We start from the raw sequence: 18,607 nt of genomic DNA on the forward strand, positions 1-18,607 counted from the left end.
CATTTTAAACAAAGATAAAGTATTTTTAAGATAACCTCTAAAATAAAGCCGCACTGTATATTCTCGGGATTTACCTCAAAAAAGCATACGTTTTTGCTGCTTCCGAGGCGTCTTTTTCTTCTTAATCCTATACCTAATTCTTATTTTATGGTTTTTGAAACAGATTTTTAAATTTTAGAAGCTTTATCATCTACTGTAGTGATTAGTGCTCCCAAACCTGTAAACAATGCCATCATTTGGTGTTCGGAGGATTCCCAAGGAATTGTTGTTATTAAATAGGGAATAAAACAAATATAGAAATGAAAATATCGGAACGATTTATTACTTCTCTGTAAAGAATTTTTAAATGCGATTATAAAAATAAAAAATGAATAAATATATAATATTAAAGCAGTGATGGGACCAGAAGTTTTATGGGAATCGAAAAAGACATTATGATACCAAAATGTATATTCAGACCCGATCGTAATTTTAGGATATACAAAAAAACCTTTTTTAACAGTGTTCCAGTAATCGATATGATGATTCAACTTCTCGGAATAAATCCCGTTCATAATTCTCTGACCGATGTATGTTTCTTTTAAGAAAAAATAAATAAAAGAACCAGAAATGAACAGAATTAAAAGTCCAATGAAAAATTTATAATATACGCTTTTATCGGGAATCGAATAAATTTTCCACAATCGAATTAAAACCAATACAATTATATTTGCAATGATCAGAAAAAAAAAGGTTCTCGCACTAAATAAAAATGAAATAGAAAGGCTAATCAAAAAAACGACAATAAAAAATACATTCTCCGATTTTAATTTTTTATTTATTTTCAAAAGATAACCGTTAAAACAAAAAAGGACAATAGGAAGCATACTGGCCAAAATAGTAATTCCCGGTGAGTTATATTTAATTTTATAAAAGAAGTGAAACGCCTTTCCGTAATAAGGTGATTCCAAGTAAACTACGGTCGCAGCGGAATTGATTATTGCAAATAATAACATACCCAAAGCAATTCCCACAAAAAAAAGCCTTTTCTGCTTTGAACTCGGAAGCGCAAAAATAATGAAAAATGAAAACAAGACAGGAAATGCTTTAAATACATAAAGAACAGGATTCAATTTGCCATCTAAATGCTGAGGCATGTTTGGGGTTTTATAGAAAAAGAAGTAAGTCAATAAAAAAGAAACAATCAGCAATAATGAGAAAATTGAAGAGATATTCCACTTTATATTCTTTAACAATAAAATACTGATTAAAAAAGACAATCCTAAGGTAAACAAGGAAAGACGTCCATTTACAGTTCCCAATCCTATTAAGATTGAACAAATCCAACAAACAATAGGAAGAGAAAAAATTCGAAATTTAAGTATATAATCTGCTATTAGAAAGGTATCTTTCAATAAAGAACAAGTCATCATAGATCTAGTAAGAATTTTTCCAATTTAGAATTATTAAAACCTATTTTAAAGAAAACTCACTATAAGTTTTACTAAAATGGCCCTTATTTTTGATATTATACATTGAGTTCTTAAAAACAGATAAAACACTTTTAAAAGCACTTTATTTTTGCTCACGACGAGGACACATGAAAATAGCACTATGTGCCTGTTTAAAAAGTTAGAATACTCTTTGTAACAAAACTTCCAAAAGTTTGTTTCAAAGCCCATTTGCACTTTACGTATAAGCCTATAAAATGAAAACAAAGTTAGTTCGTTCAGATATATCAAGAAAGATCTGAAAACGACTTTAACCATTGCTGTCTAGGAGTCCCACAACTCTAGGATTTTAGGACAATTTCCGACTCCTTTACATAAGAATGAATGAGAAGTCTTGAATAACCTATTCATATATGGAAATCGTATCTTACCTACCACCATTGTCGGACAAAAAAACATTAGGTCTTATTCACATTGCCTTTTATTTATTTTATAAGTTTTTATGAAAAATACTCAAGTTTTCATAATGAAAATTTAAAGTAAGTTTCCAATTTTTCTACCTAGCCCCAAAACCTGTCAGAATCGTCTTAACGGTTTTAAACGCAATCAACATATCTAACCAAAATGAAAAATTCTTTATATAATAAAAGTCGTACTCTAACTTCACGTTCATTCCGTCCACTTCAGCGGCGTAACCCTGTTCTACCTGCGCCCAACCGGATATACCAGGTCTAACAACATGTCGATAAGCAAAAAAAGGAACATCTTTTTCATACCATTCTGAAAGTTCCATGGACTCGGGCCTAGGTCCTATAAAACTCATATCTCCCTTTAGGACATTAAAAATCTGTAATGTTTCATCAAGTCGATATTTTCGCAATACTTTCCCGATTTTAGTAATTCTTAGATCATTTTCCCCTTGAGTAAATCCTTTTCCTTTTTTTTCAACATACATCGTTCTAAATTTATAAAGAGTAAATATCCTTCCTCGATACCCCATTCTTTTCTGAGAAAATATAACCTTTCCTTTACTTTCCAAACGGATAAGTATCGCTATTAAAAGCATAAAAGGAAAAAAAATTGGAAAAACGAACAAGGCAGCTATAAAATCTATAAAACGTTTTACTGTTTCATAAAATTTAGAAGGTAATAAAGAACCGAATTCGTTTTCAGAAAGATAAGCAATTTTCACCCTTCCGGTTAATGATTCTATAATTTGTTTAGTATGATAAACAGGTATTCTGGATAAAGTACATCTTGCTAAAAACTTTTCCCATTCAGGAGTCAAATTTTTTGCACGTAGATCCGCCACTACTGCATCAAATCTTTCTTTTCCCAAATCAGGTTTTTGCAAAAAAACAAACTGAGTTCCATGGGTTTCCCTAAACTCCAAAGCTTCTCCAAATGGAACTAATGCAAATCTTTGCAAACGGTACCGATGTCCTATAAAATATCCTATATAACACCAAGTTAATGTAGTAATAAAACCGAACAGAATTACCTGAATACTATATTCAGCTCGATTCATTAAATTGAATGCAACTAGAATCCCGAATACGATTGCAGTCGTTGGTAAAATGTAAGCAGAGGATTGAGCTCCGGGATATTTTAATAATCTTCTCAAGGAAATAAAGGTAATATTAAAAGCGATTAAAACACCCATCGCCGAATTGAAGCTATTTTTATCTATACGATTCCAGAAGTCGAATCCCCATAATGGAACTATAGTAATACAAGAAACGAATAAACTACCAGCGGTTAATTGAAAAAGTGTACTTAAAAGTACTTGTTCATGAATTCTAGAATGCCTTCGAACGTACATAAATTAGGAAAGAATTTTTAAAACTGTCTCCACAGCATTATCAACAGAAAATTTACTCTTAAGAAGTAAATTTGCATTTCTACCCATTTGTTTTCTAATCTTATCATCTAACAATACAAGTGCATTTTTATAAAATTTTTCAACATCACCTGCAATTGCGACCAAACCAGATTGAGAATCCTCTAATATATTCTTAAGATCATTCCCAGGATTTACGGCACCTAGAATCGGCTTTTCCTGAACCATATATCCTAAAATTTTACCTGGAAAATTATGCGTCTTATGATCAAAGTGTAAAGTAAAAAGCCCAATATCAAACTCGGCTAACATGAGTTTAAACTCCTCTTGAGACACAGGATCCAAGAGAATCATATTATTCAATTGTAAATCTTGTATTGACGTTTTAACTAATTCAACTTCGTCCCCTGCTCCAACTAACAAGAATACAACATCCGTGTAGGTTTTCATTTTTTCAGCCAAACGGACTATATTCATCATATCTTGAGCTTTACCTATATTTCCACCATAGAAAAAAACAGTCTTTCCTTCTAAATTTAACTTTTTGCGATAAAAGTTGTTCTTATTTAAAACGGGAGAATCGGTAGCCCAATTATATAGAAGTTCAATATTTTTAAATTCAGGAAACTTCTTAGAAAACCATTCTATATTTGCAAGAGATTGTATCCCTATTTGATCTGCTGCTCTATAATTTAGTTTTTCATAATATTTAAAAAAACATGCGATCAAAGACTTTTCACGGATCATTCCATTGTCAATAATCCATTGGGGAAAGAAATCTCTTAAAATCAGGTAAGAAGGAGCTTTCCATAGATTTTTTAAGCGAAAAACTAGACTTCCCCAAAAAATAGAAGGAGAGTAGTAAATGATTAGATCATGATGGTTTTGGATAAAATATTTTTTTAGATATTTCCAAGCCCTTCTGGAAAGTATGAATTCGTTGATAAGACGTTTCAGCTTTGAAACATTTTTAATTTTACCCGATGAAAATTGTAAAATAGTAACTCCGTCTAAAGTATCTTTTTTATAATTTTGCTTTAAATCGACTCCAGGCGTAATAATCGTTATCTCGTTTTCTTTCTCCTTTAATTTCACCGCCAATTCATGCATCATCTTAGCAGCGACTTTTGTACTTTTAGGAAGGTAATCGTCGACGATGATACAAATTTTCAAAATAATATCCTAATACTTTTTCCAGATAACTCGGTTCACGTAATCTGTATAACTATGAATGATCCGAACGACTTTTTCAGAAACGTTCGGCATAATGTAATCACTAACATTGCGTAAAAGTTTTCCTTCACCTTTAGGCTGTTTTTCTAAAATTTGGAGAGCTTGTAATATTCTTTCTTTTTCCAAACCAATCATCATTACACTAGCCTCTTCCATTCCTTCTGGCCTTTCATGCGCTTCTCGAATATTTAAAGCCGGGAAATTGAGTATAGAAGACTCTTCTGTAATAGTTCCGCTATCGGAAAGGACCGCCTTGGCAGATAACTGTAGTTTATTATAATCTTTAAAACCTAAAGGTTTTAAAAGTTGAACCAACGGATTAAAGGAAGTATTCGACATATTGATTTTTTTTTGAGTTCTAGGATGAGTAGAAATAATGACCGGAAATTTAAATACTTCAGCTATTGTATTGATAACATCTACCAATTTGGCAAAATTTTTATCCGAATCTATGTTTTCTTCTCTATGCGCACTTACGACAAAATACTTTCCTTCTGAAACTTTCAATTTCTCTAAAATATCTGATTTCTTAATTTCTTCCAAATAATAATTTAGAACTTCAAACATAGGACTTCCGGTCTTGATCACCATATCGGAGGGTAAACCTTCTCTTAAAAGATATTCCCTAGCAATACTACTATAAGTTAAATTAATATCGGCGGTATGATCAACGATTCGTCTGTTGATTTCCTCAGGAACACGTTGGTCGAAACAGCGGTTCCCAGCTTCCATGTGAAAAATAGGTATCTTTCTTCTTTTGGCGGGAATTACCGCCATACAACTGTTAGTGTCTCCTAAAACCAAAACAGCATCTGGTTGAATTTGAGCAAGCAACTCATCCACTTTAATGATTACGTTCCCGATAGTTGCCGCTCCCGAAGCACCGGCGGCATTTAAAAAATGATCTGGTTTTCTAATTTCCAAATCATTAAAAAAGATCTCATTAAGCTCATAGTCATAATTTTGACCGGTATGAATCATGATATGATCACAATATTGATCTAGTTTCGCAAGGACCCTAGATAGACGAATGATTTCCGGTCTTGTGCCTATAATTGTGGAAACTTTTAATTTTTTCATAAATCAATTTTACAGGAATATGTGTCAGGTTTAGATTTATCGAAAATTTCACTGGCCCAAAGCATTACGACCATTTTCTCCTGACCGACATTAGTAATATCGTGCGTCCATCCCGGTATAGATTCTACAATCTGCGGAATATCTCCTTCCGTAAAAGTCTCAAAATATTCATTTGTTAGAATATGCCTAAAACGAAATTTTGCTTTTCCGGTAATAACAAGAAATTTCTCAATTTTACTATGATGATAATGCTCCCCTCGTGTTACACCTGGGTGAGCCGTAAAAAAAGAAAATTGTCCCGCGTCTTGAGTCTTAAGCATTTCTACAAATACGCCTCTTTGATCTTTATACTGGGGAATGGAATATGAAAAAGAATCGGTGTCCAAATAACTAGTAAACGTAGCGTATAAAGCGCGCATTAAACCAGTTCCTACATTAGGAATTGTTAAATCTTTACGGCTTTGTTTAAAAGATTGTAATATTTCATAGAGTTCGCCTAAAGTTATTTTATAAGTGATAAGATTCTGTTCAAAGCTTTGGGAGGGCTTTTTTATAACACTAATAAACTTATCTACTACATCATCGATATAAGCTAAAACTATATTTGTATCCGGATCGTTAATTTTTACAGGTAAATCTCTGACGATATTATAACAGAACGTAGCGATTACAGAATTGTAATTAGGCAAACACCATTTCCCAAAGACGTTCGGTAAACGAAAAATAAAAACAGGATTTCCATTTTCCGTTTGCAAACGATTCAGAATACGTTCCGCTTCTAATTTACTTTTACCATATTCGTTGTCCAGTGTCGCCTGAATCGAAGACGAAAAAAGAATAGGTGTTTTTTTATTTTTTTCTTTTAATAAGCTGCAAATAGATTCGGTTAAATCCGTGTTTACTTTTTTAAATTCCAGGGTTTCTTTAGGACGATTTACTCCGGCCAGATGAAAAATAAAATCTACCTCAGAAATAAATTGGGACAATTCTTTTTCAGCAGATTCCTTGACATAAGAAAATATTTTAAATTCTTTTCTCTCCTTTAGCTGAAGAGTTAGATTTTTTCCAATAAAACCATTTGCACCCGTTATTAAAATATTCATAATAAGTTAATCAATTATTTCTGCTGGCTTTCCTTCTATCACATTTCTAATAAATTGCAGCTTCAATAACATATCCTTCATTTCTTCTAAATTCAATCTTTTAGTATTATGAGAATTATAATCTTCTAATGTAGAAATCCTTTTTTCCCCCTGATCAATAAACTTTCCATAATTTAGATCTCTTAGATCGGGCGGAATTCTATAGTAATCTTTTAGATCCTCTACACTGGCCATTTCTTCACGACTGAGAAGAGTCTCATAAAGTTTTTCACCGTGACGAGTCCCTATAATCTCAACAGGGTGACGAGATTTATTCAGTAATTCTAATAAAGCTTTTGATAAAATCTCAATCGTTGCCGCCGGAGCTTTTTGTACAAAAATATCTCCATTATTTCCATTTTGAAATGCGTACAATACAAGTTCCACTGCATCTTCTAAAGACATCATAAACCGTGTCATATTCGGATCTGTTATAGTAATGGGTTTTCCATTTTTAACTTGTTCTATAAAAAGAGGAATCACAGATCCTCTAGAAGCCATCACATTTCCGTAACGAGTTCCACAAACTATCATATCTGATTTTTCGATACTTCTAGACTTAGCTACCATAACTTTTTCCATCATAGCTTTTGATATACCCATTGCATTAATAGGGTAAACCGCTTTGTCAGTGCTCAAACAAACTACTTTTTTGACATTACATTGAATAGCCGCTTCAATTACGTTTTCAGTTCCCAATACATTTGTTTTGACCGCTTCTAAAGGAAAAAATTCACAAGAAGGAACTTGTTTTAGAGCAGCAGCATGAAATACATACTCAACTCCTCGAAAAGCACTTCGAACTGAATCCAAGTCCCTAACGTCTCCGATAAAAAATTTCAGTTTAGAATTATTGTGTTTCTTTCTTAAATCATCTTGTTTCTTTTCGTCTCTGCTAAAAATTCTAATTTCTCTAATATCACTATTTAAAAATCGATCTAAAACTGCTTTTCCAAAAGAGCCCGTTCCACCGGTTATTAAAAGAGATTTGTTTTTAAACATTCAATTCAACTCCGCTACTTGTTCGTTATCTATTTAAAACATCATAAAAAAATTTGAAAGTGGAATCTGCAGTCTTTTTCCAGTTATAAATTTTACTTCTTTTGTATGCATTTCGAGCTAATTTCGTTCTTAGATTAGGCGACTCTATCAATTTAACTAAAGAATCGGCTATACTGGCTGGAACCTCAGGATTAAAATATAAAGCATTATCCAACAAGATTTCTTTCATAGAAGACATGTTTGAACAAGCAATTGGCAAACCTGCTGCCATTGCTTCCGTTACGATTTGTCCAAAAGTTTCACAAGAAGAAGCAAAAACGAAAATGTCAGCAGAATGATATTTTTTTTGAAGCTTTTCATGTGCTATTTGACCTGTATAATAAATATACTTTCCTAAGGGATCGTATTGATTCATTTTATTGATCAATAGTTTTAAACTTGGCTCATAAGCAGAACCTATAAATTCAATTGAAACGGGAAATTTTAAGTCATGTAAGATAGAAATAGCTTCAGCGACATTCCATTGATGTTTATACATATCAACTGTTGAGACATATAAAATTTTTAGAGGTTTCGAAAACGTGTACTCATTTATTTTCTTTTGCTTTTTTGTTTCTTTTGAAAACCTGGAATGAATGCCATGAGGTATAATTGCAGTTCTATGTAAAATTTTCTTAATAACCTTTTGTACTAAATCCTTTGCATACCTTGTTAAAAAAATGATACCATCCGCTTTTCGAAAAGTTGCAGATTGTAAAAAATAAAGAATTACATTTCGAATAAACTGCCAAGATAGCCCATAACGTTTCATCTCTTTCCATTCAAAAGGTAGAAGATTTTGATTGATGGTAACAAAAGGTCTAAAATTTCCTAAATAATATCCACCGGGTATAAATAATAAATCACAGTCCTTTACTTTTTTTCTGAGTATAAATTTCTGCCAATAAATCCTCCAAAGAAGGGATTTATCCAAAAAAGGCTCATGACTTTTTTTTAACCAATTTCGATTTTCTAATTTGTTTAAGATTTTTTCTCCGCCCCATACTATCACTTTTTCAAAACCGTAATGAGTCGGATCAGCCGCTCTTAAAAGTTCAACTAGATGAGCCACTCCCCCACCACTATAAATATTTGAAGCATCAATTCCTAAAATCATTGCGAAAATTTAAACAGTCTTATAAAAGTAAATCAAAAAGTCAAAATTATTAAGTATGTAAGATAATTGTAATGTATTTAAATTCGAACCAAAATCAATCTTTCTCCTAGATAGAGATAATTCTATTTTTGATTTTTTGAATTATCAAACCAGAATTATAGAGCAAAACGCTTTGAATTACAGTAAATTCAAGTATATACTTAATAAGTGTATTCGGAAAATCTCTAAAAAAGAAGAAAGGAAGAAAAGAACAAATCGCTATGTAAATACCGGACAAACTCTCGTTTCTCTTTAGAAAATTCAAAGTTAAAGATAATAAAAACATAAAAATCATAGAACCAATCAATCCAAAGTTTACCATTAATTCTACGTAGTTATGAGTCGTTCCTTGAAATACACTGATTGGTTTTCCCATTTCAGCTATAGCCTGGATGTATTTAAATTTCTCTGGAAATAGAATGGAAGGAATCATTCCAATTACATTACTTAATAAAGGAATTGGAAATTCAATGAGATGAAGTTCGTTCTTGTTTAAGAAAGAAATCAATGTCATTCCCACGTATCCAGGTTCCATCAAAAAGTTTTGAGCAATTTTAAAAAAAGTAACGTCATATTTAACGCGAATCAGCCCCCAAATTGCATTCAAAACCGATAAACCAATTATAACGACAACAGAAGATATAAGTTGAAAACCTTTCAGCACTTTTTGCAAAACCAAAATCACAGAAATAATCGATAATGTAAAATATCCCCGATTCCCGGTGGAATACATTAGAAATCCAAACAATAAGGAAACGATTAAGTATTGACTAAAAAAATACTTATCATATCTTTTCGTTTTCGGGAAATATCATAAAAATCAGCACGACTAGATGCATAGATACAAAACAAAACGATCAAAGAAACATTTACGGATATAAACCAACCTCGTTGTAAAGGCCATTCCGGAACCGCAGAATATCCTCTAAACAAAACCGGAAGCATATATTTTAGAGATATAATACCAAATATTACTAATCCGTAAAAGAATAGATGAATTGGTGTTTTAGAAAAATCGTATTTACTTTTTAAAAAATCCCATTTATGAGATTTTTTTTTAAAAATGATTTCTCCTAATACAAATGAAAGGATTAAAAGCAAGGAAGTCACTAGATACAAAATTTTCGCTTCTAAGTTTACGAGTTCATAAGACTCAATCACATCCATGCTCAAAACTACATTTTTTCTATCTCCTATTTCATAGGGAATTAAAGGAAGATACCAATAATAGATAAATCCTGATATAAGTAGAAAATTATGATCTATGATTAATTTCCATTCTTTAATATTTATCTTTAGTATGTACAACAAAAGAAGCGCTATTATAAAAAGAACAAATCCGATAATCATCCAATACTCTCCAAATTCTAATTGATAAATAATTAGAGTCTTCTTATACTTTTAAAAAGATTTATCGTGGCTAGGCAAAAATTCGTAAACTTTTAAATACTCGAATCTTTAAAAACATTGCTTTAGCGTTTCAAACCACCAAAAGAGGAACCCATTTCCGTTGTAAAAAATGATTTACGGTTTAGAGTATAGAATTTGCACATTCTGGCAACTTACCGGACTGAAACTCAACGAGTATAGCTGTAAAAAAATCGTTTCGGTTAAACGGATTTCTAGTCGCCTGGCTACTTTTAGTTTTTCCTATTGTATTTCCTATACACCCTGAAAAAGGAATATTCTGAGTCGTATCTTCGAACATTAGGATGTGCGTCACATTTTCATCTTTTATTTGCTTTAAATAAGGACTAGCAACAGCAGAATTAAAATCCACAAAACTAGCCCAATCTAAAGACAAAGTTTTTCTCTGGGAAAGTGAAATCGACCTATGTTGAGATAATAAGACTGCATCTTTAGGTAAAACCAAATCTGCCCATTTCATTAAACTATATCCGTTCGCATATTGGCTCATAATTTTCTCTCTCATTGAAACCGAAAAAATACCAGGAAACAACTGATAAATTCCAACAGAAATAATGGCCAAAGTAGCACAAGCTTGCAAAAGAATTCCTGTGTTGACCACCTTTTTCATAAATCCAATATTCCATTTTCTAAATGAATTGAAGCTGATCAAAGAAATCAACATCCATACAAACGGTTCCAAAAAAAATCTGGAAGCTTTTTGCCCTATTAAACTTCCTAATACAACAAAAAGAAATATCATTACATTCAATAAAAGCGTCGGAGCTGTCGGTCTCACAAATATCACCAAAAGCAATCCCACGCCGATAACCGTCGTGATAACCCCAAATTGATTGGGAAAAATCAACGATAACGGAAAACTTAATGTACTGTCTTTATAGCTACGAAGTGCAACTTCAAACAAATCCACACCCGGTAACGAACCAGGTAAAGGAGAAACTAACGCATCCATTATAGAGCTATTATAATTTTCGATTTTCCAAAATATGGAAGGAAAAATTATCAAAATGAAGGAAAAGATGGCAATAAGAGTTCCACAAAAAAACAATCTGATAGAACCCAATAAAAAGATAGAAAAAAAGCCGATCAAAAACGCTGACAGAAAGAATGAAAATTTTGTCTGAGTGACAGACATAGTCAATAGGCAAATAAGATTAAAAATGAATAATTTACTTTTATCAGCTTTTGTTTTGGAAATAATTTCTAAAAATAATATTACAGCAAAAGAAGTCATTCCGATCTGAAGTAACTGAGGTTTCGGTGAACTTACTAAAAAAATCAAAACCGGAGATGAAAGAAATGCGATTATAATAATTTTTCTCCATACTGAATCATCATTTACTGAACCCTTCTCCACAAAAGAATAAAATGCTAATATTCCATAAATCCCGAGAAGACCTGAAAACTGAAGTAAAGAACCAAACTGCTCCGCTCCAATAGCTAAACCAAGAGCATTTAGCACTTCCCCATTTCCGGCCAACCTTCCATGAAACCAACCGGAGAATACTGGCATTTTTCCCTGATTTAAAATTTCAATGGCAACGCCAATATGATAATCTAGGGAATCTGCATTCGTAACAGGACAAAGAGCAAGAAATGCATAACCAATCGTTAATAACATTATAAATACGTTGAGCACATCATTTTTATTGATTGAATTCGACTTATTTTTAATAAGACCGATGACTTTGAATAGAAAAAAGCTTTTCTCACCCTTTTTATTATTTCCAATTTCTTCAATAGAAAGATGGTAATGAATATTCTTGAAGATATTGGAATAATAACTGATTGAAATTAAATTTTTAGTACCCTCTTTAACAAAAAAGCAAACATTAGTAAAACCGAGTACAGACAAAAAAATAGCCACACATTTCATCAAAAATCGAGGTGTAAGGCCAAACAAAGCTAAAGGATAAAATACAACACTTAATAATAACGCTCCAGTTAGCGGGGCCTGCCATCGAATCCATGAATTTTTAATTTGACCTAAGCTATTTTCGAACAACCTAAGTATATAAAATCCTAAAAAATCACAACCAAATATTAAAAAAATAGAATATACTACAGATAGTGGAGGATAAGCTACATTTGCGTCTAGACCAAACTTCATACTTTCCAAAACTCTCCCGAAAGTTCGTAGTTGTTTGCATTCATGCCCAATTTGAATTCCGCTATACCGGGAGTTTTTTCTTGATCGATTCCTCCTAAATCAAAATTAAGGTATCCCATTTGTTTTAACTGAATAACAGAATTCCATAATAAAAAATGATTTGCTCTTAATTTACGACCTAATTCCCCATTCCATCCTATGAGATAAGTGGCCGAAGATCCATGAGCGGCAATACACACACCGGCAACAAATTCATTTCGATATATCGCCCTCAAAATTAAGAAAGTGCCTTTTCCACTTTGGTCTTTTTTTATTTGCAATAACATATGCTTCGAAATTCCCGAGAAATTCTTACTCAAAGTCAATTCATCATATTTATCTAACATCCAATGAAACAAAAAATCGTTCGAACCAACTTCTAAAATTAAGTCATTTTTTTCGGAGCTATTAAGCATGTTCCGCCATTTTGAATCCAAATTCTGTCTTAGAAAATTTAAATCTTTTGTAAGATCGATGAAAGCAGAGGTCCAAGGAGAAGAACTACTCTCATAAAATCCGTTTTTTTTCATTAAAACTAAAAACTTTCCGTCTAACGCGACTTCGGGATTAAAAAATAATATAAAACCTTTTAATAAATTTCCAAATTTTGCTAATTCTTTAAACACCAATTCTTTAAGGTTCGAATCTACTTCGCTCAAGAAAAGAGGTCCTCTGTTGATGCGATAAACTTTAAAAATTCCTAAAACGGATTTTTCCAACATCTGAACAATTGCAACTTTCTGATTTTCGAAAGTAAATACGCCGCGATGAACTTTCCAGCCTTCACAAATTTCCTTACTTTCCCCATACACCCACGATTGCAAAAGATTAGAGTTTTCTAATTTTTTGAATAATTCTTCCCATTCATCACGTGTAATAGAATTCCATTTTACGTTTAATTTCAAAAAATCTTTTTTAACATCTTGAGAAACTTTTTGATCCTTGATCATTTCACGAATTGATAAGTTCGAATGTATCGATAAGAACAATCTTGAGTTCCTCAACTCAACCGCATTCAAATGGTTCTGCGGTTTATCGCATATTTCAGGGGGAAGATCGGGCCATGTTGAAACTGGAAGCCCATCTTTTAACAGGGCCTTAAACATCGGCTTAGCTGTATCAATCCCGTCAAAACAATATTCCGATAAATAAGGAACCCAATTTTCTGAACCTCTATCCGTATAAAACTTGTAACGATTTAACAAAATTTCGTCCCAAATTTTTTGATTTCGGATCTTTTGCCTTGCTATACCATTCAATCGTGGAACCAATACATTTAACATTTTCTTCGCAGGTAAAGAGAAGAAAGGGTATGACACTATCTCCGTAGATAAGTCATTTAAGAACTCCACATTAAAATCCCTATGATTTCGAAATCCCAATTTCTGAAGCAAACGTTTTAAAAACCATTTGGTTGAAAGGAATTTTGTATTACCGACCTGTTCGTAATGTTTTTTTAAAATTCTATTGATTCTATCTTCATCTTGTATATTCCAACAGACATTCGAAGGGCCAGAGTTTCGAACGATTAAAATAGCTCCGTCGGAAATAGGAAGATGTTTATGAGGACTATATAATACGAAGTCCGCTTTTTCGCCGACCCCTTTTATAGGCTTTAGAACGTGCGCGGCGTCTTCAACTAGAATTGCGTTTTTTCCCTTGCAAAATTCAAATGCACGATTCGAGTCACTTGGTTTTCCAAAATAATGAACTAATACGAAAACATCAATCGAATTACTCTTTAATAATTCTTTACAAGCCTTATAGTCGGGTTCTCGGTTTCTTTGAATCGGATAAAATACAAATTTTACCCCCCATGAACGAAGTAAAAATAGAGAAGAATTACAAAAATAGTCAGGGAACCAAAAGGTAATTTTTTGTTGACCGAAATGTATTCGCTTCCAAATGGCTATAGCCAACAAAGACCAAGCAGATTTTGAAAACCATAATGAAATATCGGAAGAGGTCGCCCATGTTTCTGAGATGAATTTCTGATCTATATTCTTAAAAGATAAAATAGAAAATAGACTCCTCCAACTTGGCAGCGGGGCCAGCAAATGCATTAAGTTGATCCCCAAAACTCATAAGTTCGTAGTTTACTCTTATAAAGAATATCTGCTCCTCCTTCCAAAATCGCTCCTATCAAATGATCCGTATCGGAAGGTGAAAACGATTCCCTGCGAATTGCCCATGTAGGAGAAATTTTATTATCTCCTCTCAAACCAGTGTGGATGAATTCGTAATGTTCTTTCGCCATTCTCAGAGCGTCTTTACTGAAGCTATCCAAATCGCCAAAAGTATATGCAAAATGATTAATGTATATTCCCAGTTTATTTTCCAGTTTTCTTTTCGAAGCCAGTATTTCATCCTGAAGTCGATCAACCGAAGCGATTTCAGAAAGCCTTGCATGTGTTTTAGTATGACTTCCGATCGAATGCCCCTTGTGCAATAATACTTCCAAATCTTCCCAACGCATAGGAGCCCAAAAATCTGGAACTTGTTCCACAGTGAAACTCGGGTAGATATTATTCGATATGAATTTCCTTATTTCTTGTTTTTTTTGAATATCAACAAAATCGGAAATGATAAAAAATAGGGCTTTTATACCAAGAGGTTCGAGAATTTCTTCCGCGACAATTCTATTGGAAAGATAACCATCGTCGAAAGTAAGTAAAAGATTTCGACCCAATATTTCTTTTTCTCCGCGAACCATTTCTGCAAAAACTTCAGGAGAAATAAATTTCCAATCTATAGAAATTTTCTCCAATTGAGTACGGAAGCGAGAACGCTCTTGTCCGGCAATATCGTGATATAGCAAAACTCTCAATTCAGAGTCGTCTTTAATTTTCAAAGAACGCCCAAGCACATTAAACATTCTTAAAGGAAGATAAGAAGCTGCTAAAATATTGTGAAAAAAAGACATTCAATTAAAAATTATCTGCGAGTAGCCGTAAAACTTTTCTGACGTGCTAAAAGTAAGTTGAACCAATAAATTTTAGAATAGTAATAATCCAAAATTCCAAAAAAATTATTTTTTCTACCGCTGAAAGTCAACCTAAGATCAGGATGGAAAAAACATTCAGAATAACCTTCCGTTACGTTTTGCTCACCATAGAGACCCGTCAGAATTTTTTTCTGCGTATCATTAGCTCTATTTAAAAAGAAACTTCCTTCCAATTTTCCTTCCTGATGAAATTTTTTTCCAAGTAAGAAGTAGATAATACGATTCATAGGTGTTGAACTCAAAGAATAATTGATAAATGTCCCTTCACTTTTCAGCACTCGAAACGCTTCACTGCAGGCTTTTTTAAAATCAGGAATATGTTGAAAGGTTTGGACAGTCCAAACTCCATCAAAAATTTGATCTTGAAACGGTAATGATGTTGCATCAGCGTGTACGAGATAAACATATTTTCCAATGGAATTCCCTAAAAAAATTTTCGCGTGATTCAAATTTTCTCGTAAAAAATCTATAACTACTACTTTCACATCGGGTCTTTCTTTTGGAATATTTCTCCAATGCCAACCCCAACAACCGCCAATATCCAAGATAATACCGTTGTGTTTTACTTTTTTTAGAAATTTTTTTACTTCCCGATCCATTACCGGAATTGAATGATTTTTGGAAATAATTTCGTAATAATCCGAATATTCCTTGGAAGCAACCTCACTTCTCATTTTCAATTCAACTTCCTGCTCAGAAGAAGGAATTTCAGCAGAATAAATTCCGTCTTTAGATAAATTCAGAAGTTTTAATATACTTTTCATTTTTCCACCATATGGGAGATATAAAATTCAAAATTTGTAATTCAATTTAGCGACAAATAAAGACAGAAAAACCGAAGGTGATCTAAAAAAAGTTCGAAACATTAGAAAGATTGCAAACACGACCTTTTTTTCTCGAAAGTAAACAAGAGCCTTGTCAAACGCCAATTTTGTCTGAAACTTCTTCCAAAGTCGACCTTTGTCTTTTTCAAAATCCTGAAGATGAAATACATGGTATTGAATTAAATTTTCAAGATGATTCAAATGTCTTTCAAGAGAAGCCGATTGGTTAAAACCGTGAATTGTATATTCGCCTAAAACTTCGGAAATAAAGAGAAACCTAGCCTTCTCTTTGGCCAATCGAAGCCAAAGATCATAATCTTCAACCGTAACAAATTCTGGATTTTCGTTGAACAGCAATTCTTTTTCTTTCAAAAATTTTTTTCTGACAGTAGTCGCGGATGTAGAAAGTCTGTTTCCATAAAACAACATTTTTCGGTAAAAATCATCCTCAAAAGGTCCGTAATTTAAAATCATTTTCTTCTTTGTTTTAAGTTGAACCATATGTTCGTCATTGCAAAGCACATCAATTTCACCTTCTAACTTTTGGATTTCAAAAATCACCCGTTTCAATTTATTCGGAAACCATAAATCGTCCGAATCCAAAAAAGAAATCCAATCTCCCTTAGCTTCTCTGATACCCATATTCCGAGAGACGGAAATCACACCATTGTTTTTTATTTTTATTAAGCGAATCCTCGAATCTCGAAAGGAAGAAACAACTTCATCCGTATTATCGTTCGAATGATTATCGATTATGATCGCCTCCCAATTTGGGTACGTCTGATTTACAACTGACGCCAAGGATAATTTCAAAAAATCAGCGTGATTGTAAGTTGGAATAACAACTGAAACGAGCGGATTCATAAAAAAATTTAACCTTTGAAATGCAACTTACAAAAAATTAACAGATCGTCAATTTCAGATGTAAACGTATCCGAATGACGAAATCCAGTTGAAAGAAGTTTTGTAGTATCGTAGTTAAAGTCCGCAGGAACTTCGTTCTTTTCGGGCTCAATTCTTTCTAATTCGGGCAAAAAATCGAGAACTTGTTTACAACGCTCCCGGACTAAATTCGCCATTTCCCATACAGTCAAAGACATTCCACCGCCGACATTATAAATATCATCTTTATGTTCTGATTGTATTCTCAAAAGATGATGAACCGCTAAACATACATCTTGAATGGAAATAAAATCCCTTCTTTGTACTCCGGAAGTTCGAAGCACCATTTTTTGTGTTATAACCGCCTGTTTGCAAAGTTCATTTACGAGCAACATCCAACAATTAACATTCGGATCTACCGGAGCTCCAAAAGCGTTGGATAATCGAATGTTGATCCCGAAAATTCCACCCAAGGCATTACGATCACTTACTTCCCTCTCCCCCGCCAGATTACTCATGGCATAAGGATGTTGATTTGTAAGAGGAGAATTTTCCGAAATATTTCCTATCAAAGGATTTCCATATACATGAGCCGTTGAAATATAGATGAACTTAAAGGAACCATTCTTAATAGCCGCGTCCATCAAACGCCCAGTAACATGTCCGTTAAATTCGAAAGCTTTTTGTGGATCTTTTGCCGCATCTTGAGCGTTTATCCCGGCACAATGAATGACATACTCCACGTTTTCGCAAACCGATTCCAACGAGTTTTGTGAATTCCAATCGATTAAAATTACTTTCCCGGATCGGATATAATTCGGTAACTGAAAATTTTTAGTCGTTCCCAAAATTAATTCGAATTCGTTTAACGTTCCGAAATATTTCGCTATTCTTCCTCCTAAAAATCCAGAAGAGCCTGTGACTAATATTCTCTTTCGAGTCATTGGCTCCAAGTAAATGGTATGAATGGATCATATTCCGGTAAACGCTCGGACTCAGCCGGGTCATGTGGGATGTCCGTAATATTTGCAACGAATGCTTTCTTTTCAGAAATACAAGTAAAACCGTACCAAATTCGAGGAGGGATTGTAACTCTTTGATAATTTCCCGGTCTTCCTAAAATGATTTCTTGAACCTTACCCTTCGTCTTTGAATCTTCTCGAGGATCAAAAAGAATCAACCTAATCTTTCCTGACGGAACCGTAAAATTTTGCGTTTGTTTTTTATGTATTTTCCATGCTTTTATCGAACCGGGATTAACTTCCGAAAAATAACATTCGCCGAAGCCGTTATATTCAGGATCATCGACACGAATCATATGTAGGACAGATCCTTTCGGATCGAATATTTCTTTCAGCGAGGTGATTACTATACCTTCTAATAACACTTCATTCATTC

14 protein-coding genes and 1 pseudogene are annotated in these 18,607 nt (G+C 33.2%); all 15 read right to left on the bottom strand.

Going from position 1 to position 18,607, the window contains the following annotated elements:
• Window positions 1-167: 167 nt before the first annotated feature.
• The 15 genes and pseudogenes from CLV95_RS02040 to CLV95_RS02110 all read right to left on the bottom strand — a co-directional run bounded on the left by CLV95_RS02040 (window position 168) and on the right by CLV95_RS02110 (window position 18,605).
• Window positions 168-1,412, bottom strand: a complete 1,245-nt coding sequence (locus CLV95_RS02040) for a DUF1229 domain-containing protein (RefSeq protein ID WP_002733711.1) — start codon at window positions 1,410-1,412, stop codon at window positions 168-170.
• A 574-nt stretch (window positions 1,413-1,986) separates the two neighbouring features.
• Window positions 1,987-3,252 (bottom strand): sugar transferase, encoded by a 1,266-nt coding sequence (locus tag CLV95_RS02045; RefSeq protein ID WP_002733636.1) that lies wholly within the window; start codon window positions 3,250-3,252, stop codon window positions 1,987-1,989.
• Between the two features lie 3 nt (window positions 3,253-3,255).
• A complete protein-coding gene (locus CLV95_RS02050; RefSeq protein WP_002721297.1) occupies window positions 3,256-4,443 on the bottom strand; it encodes a glycosyltransferase family 4 protein in 1,188 nt (395 codons plus the stop codon).
• A 9-nt stretch (window positions 4,444-4,452) separates the two neighbouring features.
• Window positions 4,453-5,583, bottom strand: coding sequence for a non-hydrolyzing UDP-N-acetylglucosamine 2-epimerase (gene wecB / locus CLV95_RS02055; RefSeq protein ID WP_002721301.1), 1,131 nt, complete (start codon window positions 5,581-5,583; stop codon window positions 4,453-4,455).
• On the bottom strand, window positions 5,580-6,686 hold the full coding sequence (gene wbjC / locus CLV95_RS02060; RefSeq protein WP_002733572.1) for a UDP-2-acetamido-2,6-beta-L-arabino-hexul-4-ose reductase: 1,107 nt from the start codon (window positions 6,684-6,686) through the stop codon (window positions 5,580-5,582). The genes wecB and wbjC overlap by 4 nt, the downstream gene beginning before the upstream one ends.
• Window positions 6,687-6,692: 6 nt before the next feature.
• Window positions 6,693-7,727 (bottom strand): polysaccharide biosynthesis protein, encoded by a 1,035-nt coding sequence (locus CLV95_RS02065; protein WP_002733698.1) that lies wholly within the window; start codon window positions 7,725-7,727, stop codon window positions 6,693-6,695.
• Window positions 7,728-7,752: 25 nt separating this feature from the next.
• Window positions 7,753-8,883, bottom strand: coding sequence for a glycosyltransferase family 4 protein (locus CLV95_RS02070; protein WP_002733553.1), 1,131 nt, complete (start codon window positions 8,881-8,883; stop codon window positions 7,753-7,755).
• Window positions 8,884-8,989: 106 nt separating this feature from the next.
• A pseudogene (locus tag CLV95_RS02075) lies at window positions 8,990-10,272 on the bottom strand (hypothetical protein).
• Between the two features lie 181 nt (window positions 10,273-10,453).
• Window positions 10,454-12,460: a DUF1420 family protein gene (locus tag CLV95_RS02080; RefSeq protein ID WP_002733575.1), complete on the bottom strand. Its 2,007-nt coding sequence runs from the start codon at window positions 12,458-12,460 to the stop codon at window positions 10,454-10,456.
• On the bottom strand, window positions 12,457-14,562 hold the full coding sequence (locus tag CLV95_RS02085) for a lipid II:glycine glycyltransferase FemX (RefSeq protein ID WP_002733777.1): 2,106 nt from the start codon (window positions 14,560-14,562) through the stop codon (window positions 12,457-12,459). The genes CLV95_RS02080 and CLV95_RS02085 overlap by 4 nt, the downstream gene beginning before the upstream one ends.
• Window positions 14,562-15,422 carry a polysaccharide deacetylase family protein gene (locus CLV95_RS02090; RefSeq protein ID WP_002733584.1) on the bottom strand — a complete coding sequence of 287 codons (861 nt, stop codon included), beginning with the start codon at window positions 15,420-15,422 and terminating at the stop codon, window positions 14,562-14,564. The genes CLV95_RS02085 and CLV95_RS02090 overlap by 1 nt, the downstream gene beginning before the upstream one ends.
• Window positions 15,423-15,433: 11 nt before the next feature.
• Window positions 15,434-16,267: a class I SAM-dependent methyltransferase gene (locus CLV95_RS02095; protein ID WP_002733622.1), complete on the bottom strand. Its 834-nt coding sequence runs from the start codon at window positions 16,265-16,267 to the stop codon at window positions 15,434-15,436.
• A 27-nt stretch (window positions 16,268-16,294) separates the two neighbouring features.
• Window positions 16,295-17,191: a glycosyltransferase family 2 protein gene (locus CLV95_RS02100; protein WP_002733661.1), complete on the bottom strand. Its 897-nt coding sequence runs from the start codon at window positions 17,189-17,191 to the stop codon at window positions 16,295-16,297.
• Window positions 17,192-17,199: 8 nt separating this feature from the next.
• Window positions 17,200-18,153 carry an NAD-dependent epimerase/dehydratase family protein gene (locus CLV95_RS02105; protein ID WP_002733546.1) on the bottom strand — a complete coding sequence of 318 codons (954 nt, stop codon included), beginning with the start codon at window positions 18,151-18,153 and terminating at the stop codon, window positions 17,200-17,202.
• The gene (locus CLV95_RS02110; RefSeq protein WP_002733619.1) at window positions 18,150-18,605 is read right to left on the bottom strand and encodes a dTDP-4-dehydrorhamnose 3,5-epimerase family protein; all 456 of its coding nucleotides are present in this window, start codon (window positions 18,603-18,605) and stop codon (window positions 18,150-18,152) included. The genes CLV95_RS02105 and CLV95_RS02110 overlap by 4 nt, the downstream gene beginning before the upstream one ends.
• Between the last annotated feature and the right edge of the window lie 2 nt (window positions 18,606-18,607).

The organism is Leptospira borgpetersenii serovar Javanica, assembly GCF_003046425.1.
GTDB lineage: Bacteria > Spirochaetota > Leptospiria > Leptospirales > Leptospiraceae > Leptospira > Leptospira borgpetersenii.

Bases quoted from the DNA above. Each gene is read 5' to 3' on its own strand.
- CLV95_RS02040 (WP_002733711.1), bottom strand. From the start codon at position 1,412: ATGATGACTTGTTCTTTATTGAAAGATACCTTTCTAATAGCAGATTAT.
- CLV95_RS02045 (WP_002733636.1), bottom strand. From the start codon at position 3,252: ATGTACGTTCGAAGGCATTCTAGAATTCATGAACAAGTACTTTTAAGT.
- wecB (WP_002721301.1), bottom strand. From the start codon at position 5,583: ATGAAAAAATTAAAAGTTTCCACAATTATAGGCACAAGACCGGAAATC.
- wbjC (WP_002733572.1), bottom strand. From the start codon at position 6,686: ATGAATATTTTAATAACGGGTGCAAATGGTTTTATTGGAAAAAATCTA.
- CLV95_RS02065 (WP_002733698.1), bottom strand. From the start codon at position 7,727: ATGTTTAAAAACAAATCTCTTTTAATAACCGGTGGAACGGGCTCTTTT.
- CLV95_RS02070 (WP_002733553.1), bottom strand. From the start codon at position 8,883: ATGATTTTAGGAATTGATGCTTCAAATATTTATAGTGGTGGGGGAGTG.
- CLV95_RS02080 (WP_002733575.1), bottom strand. From the start codon at position 12,460: ATGAAGTTTGGTCTAGACGCAAATGTAGCTTATCCTCCACTATCTGTA.
- CLV95_RS02085 (WP_002733777.1), bottom strand. From the start codon at position 14,562: ATGCATTTGCTGGCCCCGCTGCCAAGTTGGAGGAGTCTATTTTCTATT.
- CLV95_RS02090 (WP_002733584.1), bottom strand. From the start codon at position 15,422: ATGTCTTTTTTTCACAATATTTTAGCAGCTTCTTATCTTCCTTTAAGA.
- CLV95_RS02095 (WP_002733622.1), bottom strand. From the start codon at position 16,267: ATGAAAAGTATATTAAAACTTCTGAATTTATCTAAAGACGGAATTTAT.
- CLV95_RS02100 (WP_002733661.1), bottom strand. From the start codon at position 17,191: ATGAATCCGCTCGTTTCAGTTGTTATTCCAACTTACAATCACGCTGAT.
- CLV95_RS02105 (WP_002733546.1), bottom strand. From the start codon at position 18,153: ATGACTCGAAAGAGAATATTAGTCACAGGCTCTTCTGGATTTTTAGGA.
- CLV95_RS02110 (WP_002733619.1), bottom strand. From the start codon at position 18,605: ATGAATGAAGTGTTATTAGAAGGTATAGTAATCACCTCGCTGAAAGAA.